At 73.8% G+C, this 21,914-nt stretch carries 16 protein-coding genes; all 16 read left to right on the forward strand.

The window, feature by feature from the left end; genetic code table 11:
• The first annotated feature begins 71 nt into the window (after nt 1–71).
• The 16 genes from ACWD11_RS08070 (at nt 72) to pcaB (ending at nt 21,812) form a co-directional block, all read left to right on the forward strand.
• On the forward strand, nt 72–1,079 hold the full coding sequence (locus ACWD11_RS08070; protein WP_389416652.1) for a helix-turn-helix domain-containing protein: 1,008 nt from the start codon (nt 72–74) through the stop codon (nt 1,077–1,079).
• Nucleotides 1,076–1,282, forward strand: coding sequence for a hypothetical protein (locus tag ACWD11_RS08075; protein ID WP_389416653.1), 207 nt, complete (start codon nt 1,076–1,078; stop codon nt 1,280–1,282). Before ACWD11_RS08070 ends, ACWD11_RS08075 begins: the two co-directional genes overlap by 4 nt.
• Entirely contained in the window at nt 1,279–3,930 is a 2,652-nt protein-coding gene (locus ACWD11_RS08080; RefSeq protein WP_451281955.1) for a BTAD domain-containing putative transcriptional regulator, read from the forward strand. Before ACWD11_RS08075 ends, ACWD11_RS08080 begins: the two co-directional genes overlap by 4 nt.
• Before the next feature lie 200 nt (nt 3,931–4,130).
• Nucleotides 4,131–5,024, forward strand: a complete 894-nt coding sequence (locus ACWD11_RS08085; protein ID WP_389416655.1) for an alpha/beta fold hydrolase — start codon at nt 4,131–4,133, stop codon at nt 5,022–5,024.
• A 164-nt stretch (nt 5,025–5,188) separates the two neighbouring features.
• The gene (locus ACWD11_RS08090) at nt 5,189–6,334 is read left to right on the forward strand and encodes an SDR family oxidoreductase (protein WP_389416656.1); all 1,146 of its coding nucleotides are present in this window, start codon (nt 5,189–5,191) and stop codon (nt 6,332–6,334) included.
• Nucleotides 6,335–6,396: 62 nt separating this feature from the next.
• On the forward strand, nt 6,397–6,678 hold the full coding sequence (locus ACWD11_RS08095) for a phosphopantetheine-binding protein (RefSeq protein ID WP_389416657.1): 282 nt from the start codon (nt 6,397–6,399) through the stop codon (nt 6,676–6,678).
• Nucleotides 6,678–8,240, forward strand: coding sequence for a class I adenylate-forming enzyme family protein (locus ACWD11_RS08100; RefSeq protein WP_451281958.1), 1,563 nt, complete (start codon nt 6,678–6,680; stop codon nt 8,238–8,240). The genes ACWD11_RS08095 and ACWD11_RS08100 overlap by 1 nt, the downstream gene beginning before the upstream one ends.
• Nucleotides 8,237–9,235 carry a transglutaminase domain-containing protein gene (locus tag ACWD11_RS08105; RefSeq protein WP_389416659.1) on the forward strand — a complete coding sequence of 333 codons (999 nt, stop codon included), beginning with the start codon at nt 8,237–8,239 and terminating at the stop codon, nt 9,233–9,235. The genes ACWD11_RS08100 and ACWD11_RS08105 overlap by 4 nt, the downstream gene beginning before the upstream one ends.
• Nucleotides 9,236–9,301: 66 nt before the next feature.
• Nucleotides 9,302–11,563 (forward strand): MMPL family transporter, encoded by a 2,262-nt coding sequence (locus tag ACWD11_RS08110; protein ID WP_451281960.1) that lies wholly within the window; start codon nt 9,302–9,304, stop codon nt 11,561–11,563.
• A 92-nt stretch (nt 11,564–11,655) separates the two neighbouring features.
• Nucleotides 11,656–11,913: a phosphopantetheine-binding protein gene (locus ACWD11_RS08115; protein WP_451118766.1), complete on the forward strand. Its 258-nt coding sequence runs from the start codon at nt 11,656–11,658 to the stop codon at nt 11,911–11,913.
• Complete coding sequence (locus tag ACWD11_RS08120; RefSeq protein WP_451281962.1) at nt 11,913–13,460, forward strand: class I adenylate-forming enzyme family protein; 1,548 nt, start codon at nt 11,913–11,915, stop codon at nt 13,458–13,460. The genes ACWD11_RS08115 and ACWD11_RS08120 overlap by 1 nt, the downstream gene beginning before the upstream one ends.
• Nucleotides 13,461–13,465: 5 nt before the next feature.
• Complete coding sequence (locus ACWD11_RS08125; RefSeq protein WP_451281964.1) at nt 13,466–15,073, forward strand: FAD-dependent monooxygenase; 1,608 nt, start codon at nt 13,466–13,468, stop codon at nt 15,071–15,073.
• 271 nt (nt 15,074–15,344) lie between these two features.
• Nucleotides 15,345–17,552 carry an anthranilate synthase component I gene (locus ACWD11_RS08130; protein ID WP_451281966.1) on the forward strand — a complete coding sequence of 736 codons (2,208 nt, stop codon included), beginning with the start codon at nt 15,345–15,347 and terminating at the stop codon, nt 17,550–17,552.
• Nucleotides 17,549–18,337, forward strand: coding sequence for a 4'-phosphopantetheinyl transferase family protein (locus ACWD11_RS08135; protein WP_389416664.1), 789 nt, complete (start codon nt 17,549–17,551; stop codon nt 18,335–18,337). The genes ACWD11_RS08130 and ACWD11_RS08135 overlap by 4 nt, the downstream gene beginning before the upstream one ends.
• The gene (locus ACWD11_RS08140; protein ID WP_451281968.1) at nt 18,334–20,286 is read left to right on the forward strand and encodes an FAD/NAD(P)-binding protein; all 1,953 of its coding nucleotides are present in this window, start codon (nt 18,334–18,336) and stop codon (nt 20,284–20,286) included. Before ACWD11_RS08135 ends, ACWD11_RS08140 begins: the two co-directional genes overlap by 4 nt.
• Nucleotides 20,287–20,369: 83 nt before the next feature.
• The gene (gene pcaB, locus ACWD11_RS08145) at nt 20,370–21,812 is read left to right on the forward strand and encodes a 3-carboxy-cis,cis-muconate cycloisomerase (RefSeq protein WP_451281970.1); all 1,443 of its coding nucleotides are present in this window, start codon (nt 20,370–20,372) and stop codon (nt 21,810–21,812) included.
• The last annotated feature ends 102 nt before the right edge of the window (nt 21,813–21,914 follow it).

Below are 21,914 nucleotides of genomic sequence, written 5' to 3' on the forward strand. Positions count from 1 at the left end.
AACCCGCATGCGGGTATGTTTCTCTTGGGGTGCTTCATCGAGAGCTCCGACATCGGAACAGGGGGTACGCGATGCAACGTGTCAGTGAGGTGAAGCCCCGCCAGCTGCGCAGGTGCACGTCCGATCCGCCGCCCGCGGAACGCGGTGGCCTGCAGATCGTCAAGAGCCACGAGGAGATCCTCGAAGGGACCACGGCCCGCCACCGCTTCGGCGAGGTGACCGTCTCGCTCGTCCAGGGCGGCCCCCGCGAGCTGGTGCGGCCGGCCCGGCTGATCGGTGCCGGTGAGCGGTCGCGGCTGCGGATGTGCCGGCCGCTGCACGGCGAGGTCTGGGTGTTCCAGGACGGCCGCCACGGCGTCGTACGGCCTCCGCAGCTGATCTCCTTCGACACCGGGCGCCCGTTCAAGGTGATCATGCCGGACCAGTTCCGGATGGTCGACGTGATGGTGACCCACTCCCTGGTCGGGCTCACCGCCGCCGACACCCAGCGGCTCACCGCCCGCGCCTGGAGCGGCGACCAGGGTGCCGCCGCCCTGCTGAGCAGCCTGCTGGAGGGCCTGGACCGGCACGGCGAGGAGGTCGAGACGGCCGTCGACCTGCTCGGCGGCAGCGTCGCCGGGCTCACCGCGGTCCTGTTCGCCGAGCGGATGCGCGAACTCGCCCCCGACAGCGAGATCGCCCGCCAGGCGCTGATGCTGAGGATCCAGGCCCATGTCCGCGAGCACCTCGCGGAACCGAGCCTGAGCCCCGTCGAGGTCGCCCGCCGGCACAACATCTCGCTGCGCTACCTGCAAAAGATCTTCCAGGAGTTCGGCGTCAGCCCGGCCCGCTGGATCCGCGACGAGCGGCTCGCCCGCTGCCGGTCGGAACTGGCCGACCCCGCCCTCGACCACCTGCCCGTCGCGCTGATCGGCGAGCGGGCCGGTCTGTACGGGGCGTCCCACTTCAGCCGCCTGTTCCGCGGCCGCTACGGCGTCACGCCCAGCGAGTTCCGCAAGGAGCGCCGCGCCATGGTCCACCGACTGGACACCGACGCCGTGGACACCGACGCCGCCGCGAACGCCGGAGCCCGGCGATGAGCGCGCCCACCGGCGCCGCCCCGACGGCGCGCTACGGAACCGTCGAGCACTTCCTCGGCCTGCTGCTGCCCGGCGGCCTCGAACCGGAGTCGTCCTGCCCCGGCCGCCTGGTCTCGGCCCGCACGGTGACCCCCCAGAACACGGCACCGCACCCGGCCGCACGGGACCGGGGCAACGCCAAGGGCCGGAGGAGGACGACATGACCGCCACCGTCACCGGCCTGCCCGAGCTGCGCATCAAGGTGCTCGGCCCGCTGGAGATCCACGTGGGCGGCGAGCGCCGCACCCTCACCGCCCCGATGGCACGGCGGGCCATGGCCGTCCTGCTGCTGGACGCCAACCATCTGGTCTCCACGCAGGCCCTCGTCGAGGAGCTGTGGGACGAGGAGCCGCCGCGGCTGGCCCGCAAGACCGTGCAGACGTACATCTACCAGCTCCGCCAGGCCCTCAAGGGCAGCACCGACGCCGCCGGGGAGCGCCTGGAGACCGGGCCGGGCGGCTATCGGCTGACGGCGCGGCCGGGGGAGCTGGACCTGTGGGAGTTCGAGCAGCGGGCCGGCCGGGCCCGTGCCGCGCTCGCCTCCGGAGCGGCCGAGGACGCCGCCCGGCTGCTGCGCGAAGGGCTCGCGCTGTGGCGCGGCGAACCGTTCGCGGGCCTGGAGGCCGGTCCGCTGCTCACCGCGCGGATCGCGCAGATCGGCGAGGCCCGGCTGAGCGCCCTGGAGCTGCGGATCGAGGCCGACCTCCAGCTCGGCCGCCACCAGGCGCTGGTGGCGGAGCTGCGCCGGCTCACCGTGGACCACCCGCTGGACGAGCGGTTCACCGCCCAGCTGATGATCGCCGCCCATCGGTCCGGGCAGCGCAGCACGGCCCTCGACGCCTATCTGCGGCTGCGCCACCGGCTCGTCGACGACCTGGGCATCGAGCCCTCCGAGCGGGTGCGCCAGCTCCAGCAGGACATACTGCGCGAGGTCCTGCCGCCCGCCGCCAAGCCCGAGAGGGTGGTCGTACGGCGTCCCGCGGCCCCGGCGCGTGTCACTCCGGCGGTGGACCAACTGCCGCTGGAGACACCCGACTTCACGGGGCGTGAGCGGGAACTGGCCCGGATCGGTGAGCCGTTCACCGCTCCCGGAGCCCAGGTGATCACCCTGCTCGGCCCGGCCGGCGTGGGCAAGACCGCGCTCGCCGTACGGGCCGCCCGCGCGATGGCCGAACGGTTCCCCGACGGGCTGCTGTACGCCTCCCTGCACGACGCCGCCGACCGGCCGCGCTCCCCGGAGGCCGTCCTGCGGTCCCTGCTGGACGGGCTCGGCATCGGCCGGCCGCGGCAGCCCGAGGACACCGACGGGCTCGCGGCGCTCTTCCGGGCCGCCGCCCGGGAACGCTCGCTGCTCGTGCTGCTCGACGACGCCGCGGCCACCGACCAGGTGCTCGCGCTGCTGCCCGGCGGCGACTCCTGCCTGACCCTGGTGACCTCCCGGGTCCGGCTGTCCGGACTGCCCGGCGCCCGGCGCCTCACGCTCGGGCCGCTCGGCGCCGAGGACGCGGCCGCGTTCTTCGAGCGGCTGGTCGGCGAGGAGCGCATCACCGGGCACCATGCGGCGCTGCGGCACATGGTCACCCGGATGGGCAGGCATCCGCTGATGCTGCGTGCCGTGGGCGAGCTGTACGCGGCGCGGCCCATGTGGACGCTCAGCGACCTGGCCGCGGGACTCCTCGACGACGACCGTCTCGTCGCCGAACTCCAGGACGAGGCCTGCGCGGCGCTCGCCCGCGCGGACAGCGCCCTGGCCCGGCTCGCGCCCTGGCTGCGCAGGTCGGTCTTCCTGCTCGCCGCGGCGGGGCCCGGACCCTTCGACACCGAGCAGGTCAAGGCGGTGCTCGAACTCGACACCTGGGGCGCCCAGTCGGTGGTGGGGCGGCTGCTGGACCGGCACGTCCTGGTCCTCGCCGACGACCGGCGGGGCGCCTCGGCCACCTTCCGGGTGCCGGAGATCGTCCGGTTCGGTGTCCTGGCGCACGCGGCCGGCGGGGTCGGCGGGCGGAGGGACTCGGCTTGGTCCGACGTCGGGCGGAGCGGCTTCGCCCGGTCCGACGCGGGCCAGGGGGACTCCGCCTGGTCCGACGCCGGACAGAGGGACTCCGCCCGGTCCGACGTGGGGAGCACTGACCCCGTCCGGTCCGACGCTGGGGGCGCCGAGTCTCACCGGAACGATGCCGGGCGCATCAATCCCGTCTGGTCCGACGTCGGCCGCGCCGACTCTTCCCGGTCCGACGTCGGGCGTACCGGCTCTTCCCGGGATGACTTCGGCCGTACCGGCTCCTCCCGGTCCGACGTCGGCCGTACCGGCTCCTCCCGGGATGACATCCGCCGTACCGACCCCGCCCGGGACGACGCCCGCCGCGCCGACCCTGCCCGGTCCGGCATCGGCCGTACCGGCTCTTCCCGGAACGACGCTGGGCGCATCAACCCCATCTGCTCCGACGTCGGCCGCGCCGACACCGCCCGGTCCGACGCCGGGCGCGCCGACTCTCCCCGGAACAACGCCGGCCGTACCGACCCCGCCCGGGACGAGGCCCGCCGCGCCGACTCCCCCCGGATCGACGCCGCCCGCGCCGACTCCCCCCGGGACGACGCCAGGCGGACCGACTCCCCTCGGAACGACCCCGCCCGGTCCGACGCCTGTCGTATCGACCCCGCCTGGCCGGAGGCCCGCCGTACCGACCCCGTCGGGCCCGACGTCGACCGGTCCTACGGCGCCGGGGCCGTTCGCCGTGGGCCGCTCGCGGCCCGGCCGCACGGGCCGGTTCCCGGGCCGCCGCGGCGGCGTCCGGTGACCCCCGCCACATAACTCATTTCCAGCCTGTCCCGAACGCCCGCACCAGCGCCCCGCACAACCCCCGAAAAACGGCCCTGAACAGCACGTTTTCCCGCTCTTGGACACGCCTTGGGCGGGTGTTGAACGGGCCACCGGAGTCTGGACCCCGGCGACGGTCGCCCGTCCGGATCGCTCCCCGTCGCACGTCCGAACGAACCATCCAAGGAGACCCCATGACGGACCAGCAGTTCGGCCAGCTCGACGTCCGCTACCTCAACCACTCCGCGCTCGCCCTGCCCGGCGGCGGGGAGCTGTACTACGAGGACAGCGGCGAGGGCCCGGCGGTGACCCTGCTGAACAACTTCTACATCGTCAGCCCGATCTGGCGGAACTTCACCACCGAGCTGGCGAACGACTTCCGGCTCGTCCACTACGACCTGCGCAACCAGGGCGCCTCCAACCCGGGCCCGGAGCCGGTCACGTTCGGGGACCACGTCGAGGACGTGCGCCGCCTGCTGGACCACCTCGGCATCGAGAAGACCTACCTGGTCGGCACGTCCATATCCACCCTCATCGCCCGGGAGTTCGCGCTCAAGTACCCCGAGCGCGTGGCCGGCCTGGTCCTGGTGGGCCCGGCGTTCTCGCCCAACGGCACCCTGCGCCGCAAGCTGGTCAGCCGCTCCTGGCTGGCGAGCCTGGAGTCCGGCGGCACCCAGCAGCTCTTCGGCCACCTCTACCCGCTGGTCTTCCCGGACCAGATGATCCACGAGGGCGGCACCGCGGCCTACCTGGCGCTCAAGGACAACTTCCTGTCCCTGCTCTCCGTCGGCTCCATCCGCGAGAACCTGCTCGCCTCCCTGGACATCGAGGACGACCCCGAGGAGCTGGCCCGCCTCGCCGCCCCGACGCTGATCATCAATGGCGACGGCGACTTCGCCTGGAGCGCGTCCGTCATCGAGGACGCGCTCAACCGCATCCCGGACAGCCGCGCCGTCACCCTCAAGCACGCGGGCCACGTCCCGTTCTTCGACGACCCGCAGGGCTTCCAGACGGCCGTCTCCGAGTTCGTACACGAGCTGGAGGCGCGCCACGCGTCCGAGACCGCCACCGCGGTCACCGGCGCGTAGCCGGACGGGCGACCGGGGGACGGCCGGGGCCCGGTGACCCCGGACCCGCCGGCCCCCCTCCGCGCCGCCCGCCCGCACCCCCCGACCCCCCGAACCCCGATCCGCTGCACCACCGCAGCACCACAACGACGCACACCACGTCCCGACGCTGGAGACAAGCACTCATGACAACACGTCTGTTGACCGGGGCCACCGGCTTCGTCGGCGGAGCCGTGGTCCTCGAACTCCTCGACAAGACCGACGACCCCGTCATCGCACTGGTCCGCGGCAAGGACGACGCCGAGGCGACGCAGCGCCTGCACGACACCCTCTCCGCGATGGCGGACGGCTACGGCCGCTCCGACCTGCACCCGGAGATCCTGCGCCGGACCGTCGCCGTGCACGGCGACATGACCGTGGACGGCTGCGGAGCCGACCTGACCGGGGTGCCGCCGGTCGACGAGGTCTGGCACTGCGCCGCCTCGCTGCGCTACGAGGAGGAGTACCGCACCGAGATCGAGGCGCAGAACGTCCAGGGCACCGCCAACGTCCTGGAGCTCGCCCGCAAGGTCGGCGCGCGCACCTTCAACTACGTCTCCACCGCCTACGTGGCGGGCTCGCGCACCGACCTGATCACCGAGGGTCCGGTGACCGACCCGTCGGTGGCCAACAACTGCTACGAGCAGACCAAGATGCGGGCCGAGGCCCTCGTCGAGGAGGCCGCCGGCGACCTGCGGATCCGTATCCTGCGGCCCACCGTCGTCATCGGCCACAGCGTCACCCGGCACGGGCTGAACTGGTCGGGCCTGTACGGCTTCGCCCGTCAGGTGCTGGTCTTCAAGAAGACCGCCTCCCGCAAGCTCGGCACCTTCCTCTCGCACGCCCGGGTCCGGCTGCTCGCCGACCCCGACACCGTGGTCAACCTCGTCCCGGTCGACATCGTCGCCCGCAACGCCGTGGCCATCTCCCTGTCGGACTCGCCGGAGACGTACTTCCACCTCGGCAACTCCGAGGGCCCCAAGGTCCGCGACATGGTCACCCAGATCTTCGAGCTGCTCGGCCTGCGCGAGCCGCTGTGGGTGGACGACCGCGACGGCTTCACCGCGATCGACGAGGCCCTCGACGGCGGCATGAACTTCTACCGCTCCTACCTGCGCTACAACAAGCGCTTCGATCTCACCAACACCGCCGCCGTCTGCGGCGCCGACGCCTCCTACGCGCCCACCGGCGAGCAGGAGCTGGCCGAGTACCTCCTCTACTACCTGCGCACCCTGCGCGGCTTCGAGGAGAACAGCGGCAACGACCGCATCGTCCACCCCGTAGCGGCCTGACCCGTCCGTCGACGACGAAACCCCGAGCCTGCGCGACCCCGCGGGCCGTCACTGGAGGAGACATGTACGACAGCACGACGGTCGCGGAGCACCTGCGCGGCCTGCTGGAGAACGCGGTCGGCGCTCCGCTGCCGCTGGACGACCCGGCGGCCCGGACGGCGTCGCTGTGGAACCTGGGGCTCACGTCGGCGGGCTTCATGCGCCTGCTCGCCGACGTCGAGGACGCCTTCGGCATCGAGTGGGACCTGGACCAGCCGACCGAGGCGTTCTCGTCCTACGAAGCGCTGCTCGCCCACGTCACCGGGCACCTGGAGCGCCGTACGGCCAAGGCGGGGGGTGCGTGATGGCCCGCGTGAACCGCCGGCTCGCGCTGGCCACCGCCCCCGCCGAGGCCGCCCGCCGCCACGGCGCCGTACCGATCCGCCTCGACCGGCCGCTCGACCTGTTCCCGCAGGCCGGCCGCGACTTCGACTACGCCGCCTTCGCCGGCCTGGTCGAGGAGGCCGCCGCCCTGCTCGCCGGGGCCGGCGTCACCGAGGGACAGCGCATCCTCGTCGTCAAGCAGCCCAACTTCGACATACCCCTGCTGGCCTTCGCCTGCGCCCGGATCGGCGCCGTGCCGGTGCTGGTGCACTCGGCCGTCGGCTTTCAGGCGCTCGGCGTCATGACGGAACGCGCCGCCCCGGCGGCCATCATCACCGACGCCACCACCGAGGCGGCCGGCGTGCTGGACTCCGTCGACCCCGTGCTGCCCCGCTGGTACGCCGGGGAGCGCGGCGAGCACGGGCTGTCCCTGCTGGACGCCGAGCGCGGCACCGTCCCGCCCGCCGCCGTGCCCCGCGAGGACACCCCGCAGCTGGTCACCCACAGCTCGGGCACGACGGGGGTGCCCAAGCTGGTGCTGCACTCCGTGCACAGCTTCGCCGGGCACGCCCGTCCGCAGATCACCATCGGCAAGGTGCTGCGGGTGCGCGACCCGTACCTGATGTGCCTCTCCCCGGTGCACGCCCGCTGCATGTCCGGGATGCTCGCCATCCTCGCGCTCGGCCTGCCGCTGGGCTTCCTCACCGACACCGCCCCCGAGAACGCGGCCGAGCTGCTCGCCGCGGTCCGGCCGGGCGTGGTGGAGACCGTCCCGAACGCCTTCATCCGCTGGGAGGAGGTGGCCGAGCGGCAGCCCGAACTGTTCGCGCAGACCCGGCTGTTCGTCAGCTCCTTCGACGCCGCCCACCCGCGCACCATCCGCACCCTGCTCGGTGCCGCCCGGCCCGGCGCCCGCTACATGCAGGCGTACGGCCAGACCGAGACCGGACCGGTCACCGTCAAGTCCCACAAGCTCAAGAGCCGCTGCGACGACGGCCGGTGCGTCGGCCGGGCCGTCCTCGGCCACACCAAGATCCGCGTCCTCGACGACGAGGGCGACAAGGCCCCCAAGGGCACCCCCGGCCAGATCTTCGCCCGTTCCTCCGGCGTCACCCCCAGCTACCTCGGCTCCCCCGACCAGCGGGTCGACGGCTGGTGGGCGATGGGCGACTACGGCCTGGTCAGCGACCGCGGCTGTCTGCACCTGTTCGACCGGATCGTGGACCGGGGCAGCGGCGTGGCGAGCCTGCTGGCGGCCGAGGACGACATCCTCGAAGCCCTGCCGCAGCTCACCGAGGCCGTGATCATCCCGATGCCCGACGGCCCCGCGGTCCCGCTCGTGGTCACCCGCGGCGATGCCCCGCTGGACCTGGCCGCCTGGCGCCGCGCGGTCGCCGCGCTGCCCGGGCTCGCCGCGCCGGTGCAGTGCCGCTGGGACGACATCCCGCACACCGCGACCTGGAAGGTCAAGCGACTGGAGGTGGCGCGCCGGCTGGCCGCGGGCGACCTGCCGGTCCTGGCCACGGCAGGGGAGGAACGATGACGACCGCCGCGCCGCGCCGGACCACCACGGCGGCGGAACTCTGGCACCACTGGCTCCCGGCGGTGGAACGGCTCGTCGCGGTGCCCCAGGAGTACCGCGACGCCCGGCTGACCCACGAGGAGGCGGCCCGCGAACTCGCCGTCGACGAGGCCGTCCTGGAGAACCTGGTCGGCGCCGGCTTCCCCGCCGAGGAGACCCCGGACGGGCTGCGCTACGACCACCACGACGTACGCAACCTCGGGCTCCGGTCCGGCCTCGGCCGCTCCCTGGCCGAGCTGGGCGAACGCCAGTGCATGCGGATGGCGGCCGGACAGCCCGAGCAGTGGCTGACCGAGCGCGTCACCCGGATCCGGCTCACCGCCACCTGCTCGGCCGCCGGCTGCACCAGCTGTGTCACCACCCCGGTCCCCGCCGAACCCGCCCCCAAGCTGTACGAGGGCCGGCTGACCGAGTGGACGAAGGAGGAGGGCGGCTCGATGGTGGCCACGGTCACCACCCGCGGCCACCGGGACGCCCCGCGCACCGACACCGTCCGCCGGATCCACGACGACCTGCTCGACCGGCTGGTCTCCGGCGAGTACCAGTACGGCTGGGTGCCCGAGGCACTGCGGGCCCGCCCCGCCGCCGCGATCGAGCACCGCGCCGTGGACTGTGTCGTCGCCGCCTGGCAGATGCAGCGGTGGGCCGAGGAGGCGGGCGTCCGCGCCCGCACCCGGCGCGGCTTCCTGCTCGGTCTGGTCGGCGTCGAGCACGCCTGGACCGAGGTGTTCGAGGAGGGCCGCTGGCTGCTCCTGGACCCGGTGCTGGCGTACCTCGGCTCCCGGCACCGGACCACCCACCCCGAGTTCGCCGACTTCACCCGAGGTTCGGTGCACAACCGGCTCCTCGCCTGGGACCGGTCCGTCGACGAGTCGCTGGCCGTGCACGACTGCGTGGCCGGCGGACACGTCCGCGTCGACTGCCGTCAACTCCCCGCCGCCCGTACCCCCGCCTGAGCGTACGGGCGGACACATCCCCCCATCGGGGCGTTGCCCCGCCCCGTCATTCCTGGAGGAATACCCATGTTCAACAAGCTGGCCGCCTTGGCGACCGGCCGCCGGAAGCTGGTTCTCTGGCTGGGACTGCTGTTCTGTGTCGTGGCCGGAGGACTCGGCGGCGCCGTCAACAGCAAGCTGTCCTCCGGTGGTTACGAGGTGCCCGACGCCCCCTCGACGCAGGCGAACGAGATCCTCAGCGAGAAGTTCGGCACCGGTGAGCCCAACCTCGTGCTGCTCGTGAAGACCCCGAAGGGAGTCGACGACCCGGACACCGCCGCCAAGGGCGCCGAGCTGACCGAGAAGCTCGCCGCCGAGGACGGCGTCCAGGAGGCGGCCTCCTACTGGACCCTGGACAAGGCGCCCTCGCTGAAGGCCGAGAAGTCCGACTCCGCGCTGGTCCTCGCCCACCTGGAGGGCAACGAGGACGAGGTCGACGACTACCTGGCGAAGCTGCGCCCGCACTACGAGGACGGCTTCGAGGGTCTGCAGATCCAGTTCGGCGGCCGGGCCGAGGCGTACGCGGAGATGAACGAGCAGACCCAGGAGGACCTCGCGCTCGCCGAGACCCTGGTGCTGCCGCTCACCCTGATCCTGCTGGTCTTCATCTTCCGCGGGGTCATCGCGGCCCTGCTGCCGCTGGCCGTCGGCATCGTCGCCATCATCGGCGCGCTCGGTGTGCTGCGCGTGCTGGTGGAGCTGACCGACGTGTCGGTCTTCGCGATGAACCTCACCACCGGACTCGGGCTCGGACTCGGCATCGACTACAGCCTGTTCGTGGTCAGCAGGTACCGGGAGGAGCTGAAGAAGGGCGTCGCCGTCAACGACGCCATCGCCACCAGCCTGCGCACCGCGGGCCGTACCGTCCTGTACTCGGCGATCACCGTGGCGCTCTCGCTCTCCGCGCTGCTGCTGTTCCCGATGTACTTCCTGCGCTCCTTCGCCTACGCCGGTATCGCGGTCGTCGCCTTCGCGGTGGTCGCCGCCCTGGTGCTGCTGCCGGCGCTGCTCGCGGTGATCGGCACCCGGATCAACAAGTGGTCCTGGAACCGCAAGAAGCCCGAGCAGGCCGTGGAGAACGGCTTCTGGCACCGCCTCGCCACCCTGGTGATGCGCCGCCCGCTGCCGCTGGCCACCGGTGTCATCGTGATCCTGCTCTTCCTGGGCTCGCCGTTCCTCGGCATCAAGCTCAACCTCGCCGACGAACGCACCCTGCCCGCGGACGCCGAGGCCCACCAGGTGGGCACGGTCCTGATCGAGGACTACTCGGCCCGCGAGATGGAACCGCTCATGGTCGTCGCCGAGAACGCCGGCACCCCGGCCGAGCGGGAGACCAAGGTCGCGGCCTACGCCGAGACCCTGTCGCGGCTGGACAACGTCGCCCGCGTCGACGCCCTGACCGGCTCCTACACCGACGGCAGGCAGATCGCCCCGGCCGGCGCGATCAGCGAGCGCTACGAAAAGGGCGAGGGCACCTGGCTGTCGGTGATCCCGGAGGTCGGCTCCTACACCGACGAGGGCCAGGACCTGGTCGGTGACATCCGGGACGCGAAGGCGCCGTTCGAGGACGTGAAGGTCGCCGGTACCGCCGCCTCCTTCAAGGACACGATGACCTCGCTGACCGACCGCATGCCGTGGGCGCTGCTGCTGATCGCCGTCTCCACGTTCGTGCTGCTGTTCCTGATGACGGGCAGCGTGCTGATGCCGGTGAAGGCCTTCGTGCTCAACCTGCTCAGCCTCACCGCCACCTTCGGCGCCATGGTCTGGGTCTTCCAGGACGGCAACCTGATGTGGCTGACCGGCGACTTCACCGTCACCGGCGGCATCGTGGCCACCACCCCGATCATGATGTTCTGCGTGGCCTTCGGCCTCTCCATGGACTACGAGGTCTTCCTGCTCTCCCGCATCAAGGAGGAGTACGACCGGAACGGCGACAACACCCGTGCCGTCGCCCTGGGCCTGCAGCGCACCGGTGGCCTGGTCACCGCGGCCGCCGCGCTGATCGCCCTGGTCTTCGTCTCCTTCCTGGTCTCCGGCATCACCTACATGAAGCTGCTCGGCCTCGGTCTCGCCCTGGCGGTGCTGATGGACGCCACCCTCGTCCGGGGTGTCCTGGTCCCGGCCTTCATGCGGCTGGCCGGCCGCTACAACTGGTGGGCCCCGCGCCCGCTGACCCGGGTCTACGAGCGGTTCGGCCTGAGCGAAGGAGAGGACGAGCCGGTCCCCGCGCCCGCCGGCGCCGACACGTCGGTGGACCCCGGGCGTACGCCCGCAGACGTCGGCCGCTGACCCGGCCGGCGCGCAGAACCCCCGGCGGGGCCCACGGCCACCCGGGCCCCGCCGGGCCTCACTTCCCATCCGAACATCCGAGGGGAACTCCCATGTCCGACCAGCTCACCCCGGGCCACGCGCTCCTGCTGGAGTTCGTCGACCTGCCCGAACTTCTCGACGGCATCGGCCGTGACGACGACCTGACGACGGCCGGGCTCAACTCCGGCGACCTGATCCGGCTCGCCCTCGCCATCGAGGAGCAGACCGGCAGCCCGCTCGACGACGACGAACTGACCGCGCTGCACACCGTCGCCGGCATCGACCAGGTGCTGACCGCCCGCTCCGCCTCCGTGAGCGAGGTCCGCTGATGTGGCTGGCCCACTTCGTCCGGCGGCACGCCGGACAGCGCCCCGACGCCCTGGCCCTCGCCGACGAGCGGCTCTCGCTCACCTGGCGCGAACTCGACGAACGGACCGACGCGCTGGCGGCCGCCCTGCTGGACCGGGGCATCGGCCCCGGTGAGCGCCTGGTGGTCAGCTCGCCCAACCGGGTCGAGGTGCTGGAGCTGTACATCGCGGCCGGCAAGGCCGGGGCGATCGTCTGCCCCGTCAACCACTCCTTCCCGGCCCCCGAGGTCGAGCACGTCGTCTCCAACTCCGCGCCGCGCGGCGTGATCGCCGAGCAGGGCGTCCTGGACCGGCTCGGCGACGCGTTCGGCGACAGCTGGCGGCTCGCCCTGGACAGCCCCGCCTACGAGGAGCTGCTCGCCACCCCGCGCCGGACACTGCCGCTGCCGCACATGGACGACCTGGTCGCGATCCTGCACACCTCGGCCACCACCGGCCGGGCCAAGGGCGTCGCCGTCACCCACCGCTCGGTGTCGGCCTGCTACACGGCGCTCGCCGGCGAGGCCCGGTTCACCGCCGACGACGTGATGCTCAACCCGTGCCCGCTGTTCCACGGCTCGATGGTGATCGGCCTGGCCCTGCTCGCGGCCGGCGGAACTCTGGTACTGCAGCGGGAGTTCGCCCCGCAGCGGTTCCTCGCCGAGGCCGAGCAGCGCGGCGCGACCCGCGCCTTCCTGGTGCCGTCCATGGTCCGCTTCGCGCTGCGCACCAAGGCGTTCGACTCCACCGACCTGTCCACCCTCGTCGACGTGATGTTCGGCGGCGCCCCGATGCCGGAGGAGCTGCTGCGCGAGTCCCTGGAGCGCTTCCCCTGCCCGTTCCGCGGGATCTACGGCATCACCGAGGGCGGTGGCCCGATCGCCACCGTCGTCTTCGGCGGGGCCGAGGACCACGGCGCCGACGCCGCCGCCCGGGAACTGCGGCTGCGCTCGGCCGGCCGGATGCTGCCCGGCTGCCACATCGAGGTGCAGGACAAGGAGGGCAAGGCGCTGCCGCCCGGCGAGATCGGCGAGGTCTGCGTCCGCGGCGACGGTCTGATGCGCGGCTACTGGCGCAACCCCACGGCCACCGAGTCCACCCTGCGCGACGGCTGGCTGCGCACCGGTGACCTCGGCTACTCCGACGCCGACGGCTACCTCTACCTGGTCGACCGGATCAACGACGTCCTCATTCGCGGCGGGCAGAACGTCTACCCGGCCGAGATCGAGCGGGTCCTCGGCGCCCAGCGCGGCGTCGCCGACACGGCCGTGGTGGGCGCCCCCTCGGAGGAGTGGGGCGAGGTCCCGGTGGCGTTCGTGGTGGCCGAGGGCGAGGAGCTCTCGGCGGCCGGCCTGCTGAAGGCCTGCGCGAGCGAACTCGCCAGCTACAAGCGGCCGGTGCGGATCGAGTTCGTCGACGAGATCCCGCGCAGCGCGGCCGGCAAGATCCTGCGCCGCAAGCTGCGGGAGCGGTTCGCCGACGGCATGCCGGGCGCCGCCCCGGTGCCGCCCGTGGACCAAGGAGCGTGAGCGGCATGCGCGTCGCCTGCATAGGCGCGGGCCCCGGCGGGCTCATGCTGGCCCTGCTGCTGCGCCGCCTCGGCGGCCACGAGGTCGACGTCTACGAACGCAGCCCGGCCGGTGCCACCTACGGCTTCGGCGTGGTCTTCTCCCGCTTCAGCCTGGCCCGGCTGCGCCGCGCCGCGCCCGACGTGGTCGCCGCCCTGCTGGACCGCGGCGCCCGCTGGGACGACGTGGAGGTCCGCCGGGACGGCGAGCGGGTCCGCTCCTCCGGCCACGGCTTCGCCGCGGTGGAGCGGCGCGGCCTGCTCACCGCGCTGACCGAACTCGCCGAGGAGGCGGGCGCCCGGCTGCACTTCGGCACCGAGGCCGACGCCGGCGAACTGCTCGGGCGCTACGACGTCGTGGTCGCCGCCGACGGCTCCGGCAGCCGCACGAGGACCGCGTTCGCCCGGGAGTTCGGGGCCGAGGTCGTCCCCGGGCGGGGGCGGTACGCCTGGTTCGGGGTGGACCGGGCCTTCGACGCGATGACGTTCCTGTTCGCGGACAGCGCGTACGGGCCGGTCGGCGCCCATGTGTACCCCTACGGCCCGGACCGGTCCACGTTCCTGGTCGAGCTGGGCGAGCGGACCTGGGAGCGGGCCGGTTTCACCGAGGGTGCCACCAAGCCCCCGGGCTGGAACGACGAGCAGGCCATGGCGTTCTGCGCCGAGGTGTTCGCCGAGCACCTGCGCGGGGCGAAGCTGCTCGGCAACGGCTCGCGCTGGCTGACCTTCCCGCACATCTCCGGTGCCCGCTGGTCCACCGGGCGCCTGGTGGGGCTCGGGGACGCCGTGCACACCGCGCACTTCTCCGTCGGCTCGGGCACCACGCTGGCGCTGGAGGACGCGGTGGAGCTGGCGCACCGGCTCACCGAGCACAGCGACGACGTGGACGCGGCGCTGGCCGCCTACGAGGCCACCCGGCGGCCGATCGTGGAGTCCGTGCAGCAGGCCGCCTGGGCCAGCCTGCGGATGTGGTCGCACCCCGAGGAGCACCGCGCCCTGGACCCGGCCACGCTGATGCTGCGGCTGCTCACCCGCACCGGTCAGTCCACCGCGGACGTGCTGCTGCGGCTCGATCCCCAGCTCGCGAAGATCGGCGACGGGGTGACGGCGCTGCCGGAGGGACCGGTGCCGTCGCTGGTGCCGGCCGGCGGGTCCGCGGCTGCGGGCGACGCGCTGCTCCTCGCACCCGGGGAGCGGCCGCCCGCGGGCCATGACGGGCCCCTGCTGGTCGCCGCCGGTGAGCAGGCCGGGGAACGGCTGAGGGCGCTGCGGGCCGAACTCCCGGACGCGGTGCTGGGGTTGCTGGTCGAGGCGCCGGCGCCGGCGGAGGAGCCGGTGTCCGGGCTCGTCGACTCGGTCGCCGCGCTCGCCGCCGCCGTACCCCTCGACATCGTGGCCGTGGCCCCGGGCGCGGGACTCCCCGGCGCCGATCGCACGGCCCGCTCGGCCCTCGCCGAACGCCTGACGGCGGCCGGCACCCCCACGGCGTACGTCTGCCGCCCGAAAGAACTGAACCAGGGCTGGACCCACGTCCAAGCCGCCCGAGCCACGGAGGTATGGACCACCACCACCTGACCACTCCGGCCCCTCAACTCCCCAGGGACGCGGGGAACTGCGCGACCAGCCACAACGCACCCGCACCCGCCGGCCCACCCGCTCCGGCCCTCGGCGCGTGATCACTCCGGCCGATCAGCTTCCCCAGGGGCGCGGGGAACTGCGCGACCAGCCCCCACACACACGCACCCGCCGACCCACACCCGCCAGACCACCCGCTCCCGCGTCCCCGTCGCGGGTCGACCTCATGCCAGCCCCGGACATCACCGGGTTCACGAAAGGAATTTGGGGGATGCCCCTGCTGGAAACCTCCCGGCCGCGCACCGGCCGGGCAGCCCCGTCCGGGCGGTGGACGACACCCGTCGGAGTCGAGGTCGTCCGCACCACGGAGCTCCTCGGCTCCGCCGCCACCCTCCGCACCGACCTCGAGGACACGCTCGACGAACGCCGCGGAATGCTCCTGTTCCGCGGGCCCGACCGGGTCATCGGCTACTGCGACCCACCCGTGGAGATCACCGCGACCGGCCCGGAGATACGGGCCACCGCGCTCAACCAGCGCGGCCGAGTCCTGCTCCCCGCCCTGCTGGCGCTGTTCTCCGACGCCATCGGACCCGGCGGTCGGGTGGAGGCCGACGGTGACACCCTGCGCGTGCGCGGCGGCGTCCCCGACGGGACCTTCGCCGAGGAGGACCGCACCCGGCAGGTCGGCGTGTTCGCCGTGGTCCGGGCCGTCGTCGAAGGGCTGGCGATCGGCGACGACCCGCTGCTCGGCCTGTACGGCGCCTTCGGCTACGACCTGATCTTCCAGGTCGACCCCGTCACCCTCACCCAGCACCGCGCCGCCGAGGACCGCGACATGGTGCTGCACCTGCCCGACACCCTCTACGAACTCGACCTCAAGGCCGACGAGGCGACCCGCCACGACTACGAGTTCCGCGTCGGCGCCTCCCGCACCGACGGCCTGGACCGCTCCACCCCGGCCCGCCGCTTCGTCCCGGCCACCGAGGCCCCGCCCCGCGACCACGCCCCCGGCGAGTACGCCCGCGTGGTCGAGAAGGCCGGCCCGCTCTTCCGCTCCGGCGACCTGTTCGAGGTCGTACCGAGCCAGTCCTTCCACCGCGTCGTGCGGCGCCCGCCGTCCCAGCTGTTCCGCACCCTGCGCGAGCGCAACCCCGCCCCGCACAGCCTGCTGATGAACCTCGCCCAGGACGAGTACCTGGTCGGCGCCTCACCGGAGATGTTCGTCCGGGTCGACCCGCGCGACGCGGCCGGCGCCCTCGTCGAGACCTCCCCGATCAGCGGCACCATCGCCCGCGGCCGGGACGCCCTGGAGGACGCCGAACGCATCCGTACCCTGCTCAACTCGGCCAAGGACGAGCACGAGCTGACGATGTGCACGGACGTCGACCGCAACGACAAGTCCCGGGTCTGCCTGCCCGGCACCGTCCAGGTCACCGCCCGCCGCCGCATCGAGATGTACTCCACCCTCATCCACACCGTCGACCGGGTCGAGGGCGTGCTGCGGCCCGACCGGGACGCCCTGGACGCCTTCCTCGCCCACCTGTGGGCGGTCACCGTCACCGGCGCGCCCAAGCTGTCCGCGGTCGAGTTCATCGAACGGCACGAGCGCTCCCCGCGCCGCTGGTACGGGGGAGCGGTGGGCCGGATCGGGTTCGACGGCGGCCTGGACACCGTCCTGACCCTGCGCACCATCCATCTGCACGACGGCGTCGCCACGGTCCGGGCCGGCGCGACCCTGCTGCACGACTCCACCCCCGAGGACGAGGAGCTGGAGACCGAGCTGAAGGCGAAGGCGCTGCTCGGCGTCCTGGACGAGCCCACGGCGGCCGTGCCCCGGCTGACCGTGACGGAGGGTCCCGGCACCGGCCGGCGGATCCTGCTCGTCGACCACCGCGACTCCTTCGTGCACTGCCTCGCGGGCTATCTGCGCGAGACCGGCGCCGAGGTCGGCACCTACCGCAGCGGCGGACACCTCCCGCTGCTCGCCGAGCAGCGGCCCGACCTGGTGGTCCTCTCGCCGGGACCGGGCACCCCGTCCGACTTCGGCGTCGGCGCCACGCTCGCCGAGGCCGAACGGCTCGGCATCCCGGTGTTCGGCGTCTGCCTCGGCCTCCAGGGCATCGTCGAGTATCTCGGCGGCACCCTGGACGTGCTGCCCGAGCCGGTGCACGGCAAGCCCTCCAGGGTCCGGCGCACCGAGGCCGACTCGATGCTCCTGGACGGCCTGCCCAAGAGCTTCACCGTCGGCCGCTACCACTCCCTGTACGCCGACCCGGCCCGGCTGCCCGACTCCCTGCGGGTCACGGCGGCCACCGAGGACGGACGGGTCGCGATGGCCGTGGAGGCACCCGGACGCCGGCTCGCCGCGGTCCAGTTCCACCCCGAGTCGATCATGACCTACGCCGGGCGCACCGGCCGGCTCGTGGTGCACAACGCGGTCGCCGGTCTGGCCCGTACCCCGGTCGGAGCCCTGCGGTGAGCGCCCTGCTCCCGGCCCCGGCGCCGGCCGCGGCGCCGGTGAGCGGTGACCCCGAGCCCGTCGACCTGGCCGCCGTGGCGGCCCTGTTCGAGCCGCCCGTGATCGCGGCGCAGGCGCACACCGGCGAACTGGACTTCGGCCGGCTGCCCGCGCCGGTCCGGGAGCTGCTGCGCGGCTACACCGCGCCGCTGCGCCGCGAGACCTTCACCGCGGGCAGGCTGGCCGCGGCCCGGGCCACCGCCGCGCTGACCGGCATGCCCCGCTGGCTGGGCGCCGACGGCCGGGGGGCGCCGAGCTGGCCGTACGGCGTGGCCGGCTCGCTCAGTCACACCAACCGGGTCGCCCTGTGCGTGACCGGGCCCGACCGCGGTGTCGGGCTCGGCGTCGACATCGAACCCCTGGACACCGGCGAGGAGTTGCTCTCCGCCGTGCACTACGTGTGCACCCCCGAGGAGCGCGACCGGCTGCGCGACAGCCCCGACCCGGCGCGTGCCGTGCTGCGGCTGTTCTGCGTCAAGGAGGCCCTGTACAAGGCGCTGCCGCCCGACACCCAGGACGGCGTCTCCTTCCAGTCCGTGGAGCTGGCGTGGCAGGAGCCGCCGGCCGGCCAGGACCCGGCCGTACCGGTCACGTTCACCGTCGTACGCGGTCCCGCGCCCGGCACCACGGGCCGCTGCGCCGTCGTCGGCAGCCGCATGATCGCGGCGGTCGCCCTGCCGTGGCCGTCCGGTTCCCCCACTTCCCGTACCGAGTCCCGTATCCAGCAGGACGGACAGCAGACATGACCACCAGACAGCACACCGTGTGCGTGATCGGCGCCGGCCCGCGGGGTCTCTCCGTGATCGAGCGGCTCTGCGCCGCCGCCCGTGCCGCCGCCCCCGACACCGCCATCGGCATCCATGTCGTCGACCCGCACGCGCCGGGTGCCGGCCAGGTCTGGCGCACCACCCAGTCCGCGCACCTGCTGATGAACACGGTGGCCGGACAGATCTCGGTGTTCACCGATGCCAGCGTCGAGCTGACCGGACCGCTGGAACCGGGCCCCAGCCTGCACGCCTGGGCCCAGTCGCTGGCCGCCGGTGACATCCCCGGGCACCACCCCGCCCCGGTGCTCGCCGAGGCCCGGGCGCTGGGCCCCGACACCTATCCGACCCGGGCGTTCTACGGCCACTACCTGCGCTGGGCGTTCGAGCGCACGGTCGCGGCGGCCCCGCGGTGCGTGACCGTCACCTGGCACCGGTCCCGCGCGGTGGCCCTGGATGACGAGGCCGCGGCCCTGGCGACCGGGCACCCACCACGCCAGCGGGTCACCCTGGACAGCGGCACGGTTCTGGAGCACCTGGACGCCGTCGTCCTGGCCCAGGGCCATCTGCCGGCCCGGCCGACGGCCGTGGAGGAGCAGTTCGCCGACCTCGCCCGCGAGTACGGCCTCACCCACCTCGCCCCCGCCAACCCGGCCGACACCGACCTGGAGGGCATCCGCCCCGGTCAGCCGGTCCTGCTGCGCGGCCTGGGGCTGAACTTCTTCGACTACATGGCCCTGCTCACCACCGGCCGCGGCGGCAGCTTCACCCGTGTGTCCGGCCGTCTCGTCTACCTGCCGTCCGGCCGTGAGCCCCGGCTGTACGCTGGTTCCCGGCGCGGGGTGCCGTACCAGGCGCGCGGCGAGAACGAGAAGGGGCCGCACGGCCGGCACGAGCCGCTGCTGCTCACCCCGGCCCGGATCGCCCGGATGCGGGCGGCGCGCGGCTCCGGCGGCGCCGACTTCCTGCGGGACGTGTGGCCGCTGGTCGCCAAGGAGGTCGAGACCGTCTACTACCGGACGCTGCTGGCCTCGCGCGGTCGCGGGGACCGCGCCGAGGCCTTCCAGCGGGCCTTTCTCAGCGCGCTGCCGGGCACGTCCGCGGAGGAGACGGTGCTCGACGCGTACGAGATCGGCGAGAAGGACCGGTGGGACTGGGACCGGCTCTCCCAGCCGTACCGGGACCAGGAGTTCGGCGGCCCCGAGGACTTCACCGCCTGGCTGCTGGACCATCTGCGCGAGGACGTCGCCGAGGCGCGGAGCGGCAATGTCAGCGGTCCGCTGAAGGCCGCCCTGGACGTGCTGCGCGACCTGCGCAACGAGATCCGGCTCGTCGTCGACCACGGCGGACTGCACGGCGACTCGCACCGTGAGCACCTGGACCGCTGGTACACGCCGCTGAACGCCTTCCTCTCCATCGGGCCGCCCGTGTCCCGGATCGAGGAGGCGGCGGCGCTGATCGAGGCCGGGGTGCTGCACATCGTCGGCCCCGGTCTGCGCGTCGACGTCGACCGGCACGGTTTCCACGCCCACTCACCGCTGGTGCCGGGCTCCCGGATCAGTGCCGAGGTGCTGATCGAGGCGCGGCTGCCCGACATCACGCTCAGCCGCACCGAGGATCCGCTGCTGCGGCATCTGCTGGACACCGGCCAGTGCGCCACGCACCGGATCGCCACCCGCAACGGCACCTGGATCTACACCGAAGGGCTCGCGGTCACCCCGCGCCCCTTCCAGCTGCTGGACGCCGCCCGGCGCCCGCACCCGCGCCGGTTCGCCTTCGGCGTGCCCACGGAGTCGGTCCACTGGGTGACGGCCGCGGGGATCCGCCCCGGCGTCAACTCGGTGACCCTCACCGACTCCGACGCCATCGCCCAGGCGGCGCTCTCGGCGGTGCTGGAGCGGCGGGACCGTCTGGAGCGGACGGCGGCGTGACCCCGGCCCGCGGCCCGCGCCCGGCGGCGCGGGCCGCGGGTGCTCCGGGAGCCCCCTGACCATCACCGGAAGAGGACCACCTCATGACCATCCCACTCTCCCCGGAGCCCTCCTCCCTCCTGGACTCCGGGCTGCTGTCCCCGGTGCGGGCGGGTACGCCCGTGGAGGCGGCGGTGTCCGACGCGGCCTGGCTGGCGGCCATGGTCGAGGCCGAGACCGCGCTGGTACGGGCGCAGGCCCGGCTCGGCACGGTGCCCCGGTCGGCGGCGCGGGCGATCGTGGACGCGGCGGACCCCGAGCGCCTGGACCTCGTCGCGCTGGCCCGTGCGGCCCGGGAGACGGCCAACCCCGTCGTCGGGTTCGTGAAGGCGCTGACCGCCGTGGTCGCCGCGCAGGACCCGGCCGCCGCCGAGTACGTGCACCGGGGCTCCACCAGCCAGGACATCCTGGACACCGCCACCATGCTGGTCGTCCGGCGGGCCGCCGCCCTGGTCCGCGCCGACCTGGACCGCTGCGTCGCGGCCCTGGAGCGCCTGGCCCGCACCCACCGGGCGACCCCGATGGCGGGCCGCACCCTCACGCTGCACGCCGTGCCCACGACCTTCGGCCTGAAGGCGGCGGGCTGGCTCCAGCTGGTGACCGACGCCCGCCGCCGACTGGACGAACTGGCCGCCTCCCTCCCCGTCGAGCTGGGCGGCGCCGCGGGAACCCTGGCCGGTTACCTGGAGCACGCCGGTCCCGTCGGCGACGACTACGCCGGCCGCCTGGTCGAGGAGTACGCGCGGGAGACCGGCCTGGCCCCGGCCGCGCTGCCCTGGCATGTGCTGCGGACGCCGATAGCCGACACGGGCGCGGTGTGCGCCTACCTCACGTCCGCGCTGGGCAAGATCGCCGTCGACGTCCAGTCGATGGCCCGCACCGAGGTCGGCGAGGTCACCGAACCGGCGGTGGCCGGGCGGGGCGCGTCCTCGGCGATGCCGCACAAGCGGAACCCGGTGCTGGCCACGCTGATGCGCTCGGCCGCGCTCCAGGTGCCGCAGCTGGCCGCGGTGTTGTACGGCACCATGCTCGCGGAGGACGAGCGCTCGGGCGGCGCCTGGCACGCGGAGTGGGCGCCCCTGCGGGAGTGCCTGCGGCTGGCGGGCGGCTCGGCGCACACGGCGGCGGAACTGCTGGAGGGCCTCACGGTCGACGCGGAACGCATGCGCCGGAACCTCGACCTGACGGGGGGACAGATCGTCTCCGAACGGGTCGCCGCCGTCCTCACCCCGCTGCTCGGAAAGTCGGCGGCCCGGTCCCTGCTGACCCGTGCCTCGCACGAGGCGGCGGACCAGGGAACGGACCTGGCCCAGGTCCTGGCCACGGCCCCCGAGATCCTCCGCCACCTGACCCCGGCGGAGCTCACCGCACTCCTGGACCCCACCCAGTACCTCGGAGCGGCCCCCTACCTGGTGGACCGCGCAACGGAGGCCGCCGGACCCCCCGCCACCGTGCCGACGCCAAGCCCCGCCCGGACGGCGGCATGACCAGCAGCGGGGGGTCGGCGGACCGGGGCCGATGGCGCTGGGCCGCGGGTCCGGGGGGCGAGCCGGGCCCGGAGCCGGGAGCGGGCCAGGAGGCGTCCACGG

This window comes from Streptomyces sp. NPDC002776 (assembly GCF_053592195.1).

Excerpts from the sequence above, each read along its gene's own strand:
- ACWD11_RS08085 (WP_389416655.1), top strand. The coding sequence starts at position 4,131 with ATGACGGACCAGCAGTTCGGCCAGCTCGACGTCCGCTACCTCAACCAC.
- ACWD11_RS08070 (WP_389416652.1), top strand. The coding sequence starts at position 72 with ATGCAACGTGTCAGTGAGGTGAAGCCCCGCCAGCTGCGCAGGTGCACG.
- ACWD11_RS08080 (WP_451281955.1), top strand. The coding sequence starts at position 1,279 with ATGACCGCCACCGTCACCGGCCTGCCCGAGCTGCGCATCAAGGTGCTC.
- ACWD11_RS08125 (WP_451281964.1), top strand. The coding sequence starts at position 13,466 with ATGCGCGTCGCCTGCATAGGCGCGGGCCCCGGCGGGCTCATGCTGGCC.
- ACWD11_RS08100 (WP_451281958.1), top strand. The coding sequence starts at position 6,678 with ATGGCCCGCGTGAACCGCCGGCTCGCGCTGGCCACCGCCCCCGCCGAG.
- pcaB (WP_451281970.1), top strand. The coding sequence starts at position 20,370 with ATGACCATCCCACTCTCCCCGGAGCCCTCCTCCCTCCTGGACTCCGGG.
- ACWD11_RS08110 (WP_451281960.1), top strand. The coding sequence starts at position 9,302 with ATGTTCAACAAGCTGGCCGCCTTGGCGACCGGCCGCCGGAAGCTGGTT.
- ACWD11_RS08130 (WP_451281966.1), top strand. The coding sequence starts at position 15,345 with ATGCCCCTGCTGGAAACCTCCCGGCCGCGCACCGGCCGGGCAGCCCCG.
- ACWD11_RS08075 (WP_389416653.1), top strand. The coding sequence starts at position 1,076 with ATGAGCGCGCCCACCGGCGCCGCCCCGACGGCGCGCTACGGAACCGTC.
- ACWD11_RS08095 (WP_389416657.1), top strand. The coding sequence starts at position 6,397 with ATGTACGACAGCACGACGGTCGCGGAGCACCTGCGCGGCCTGCTGGAG.
- ACWD11_RS08115 (WP_451118766.1), top strand. The coding sequence starts at position 11,656 with ATGTCCGACCAGCTCACCCCGGGCCACGCGCTCCTGCTGGAGTTCGTC.
- ACWD11_RS08090 (WP_389416656.1), top strand. The coding sequence starts at position 5,189 with ATGACAACACGTCTGTTGACCGGGGCCACCGGCTTCGTCGGCGGAGCC.
- ACWD11_RS08140 (WP_451281968.1), top strand. The coding sequence starts at position 18,334 with ATGACCACCAGACAGCACACCGTGTGCGTGATCGGCGCCGGCCCGCGG.
- ACWD11_RS08105 (WP_389416659.1), top strand. The coding sequence starts at position 8,237 with ATGACGACCGCCGCGCCGCGCCGGACCACCACGGCGGCGGAACTCTGG.
- ACWD11_RS08120 (WP_451281962.1), top strand. The coding sequence starts at position 11,913 with ATGTGGCTGGCCCACTTCGTCCGGCGGCACGCCGGACAGCGCCCCGAC.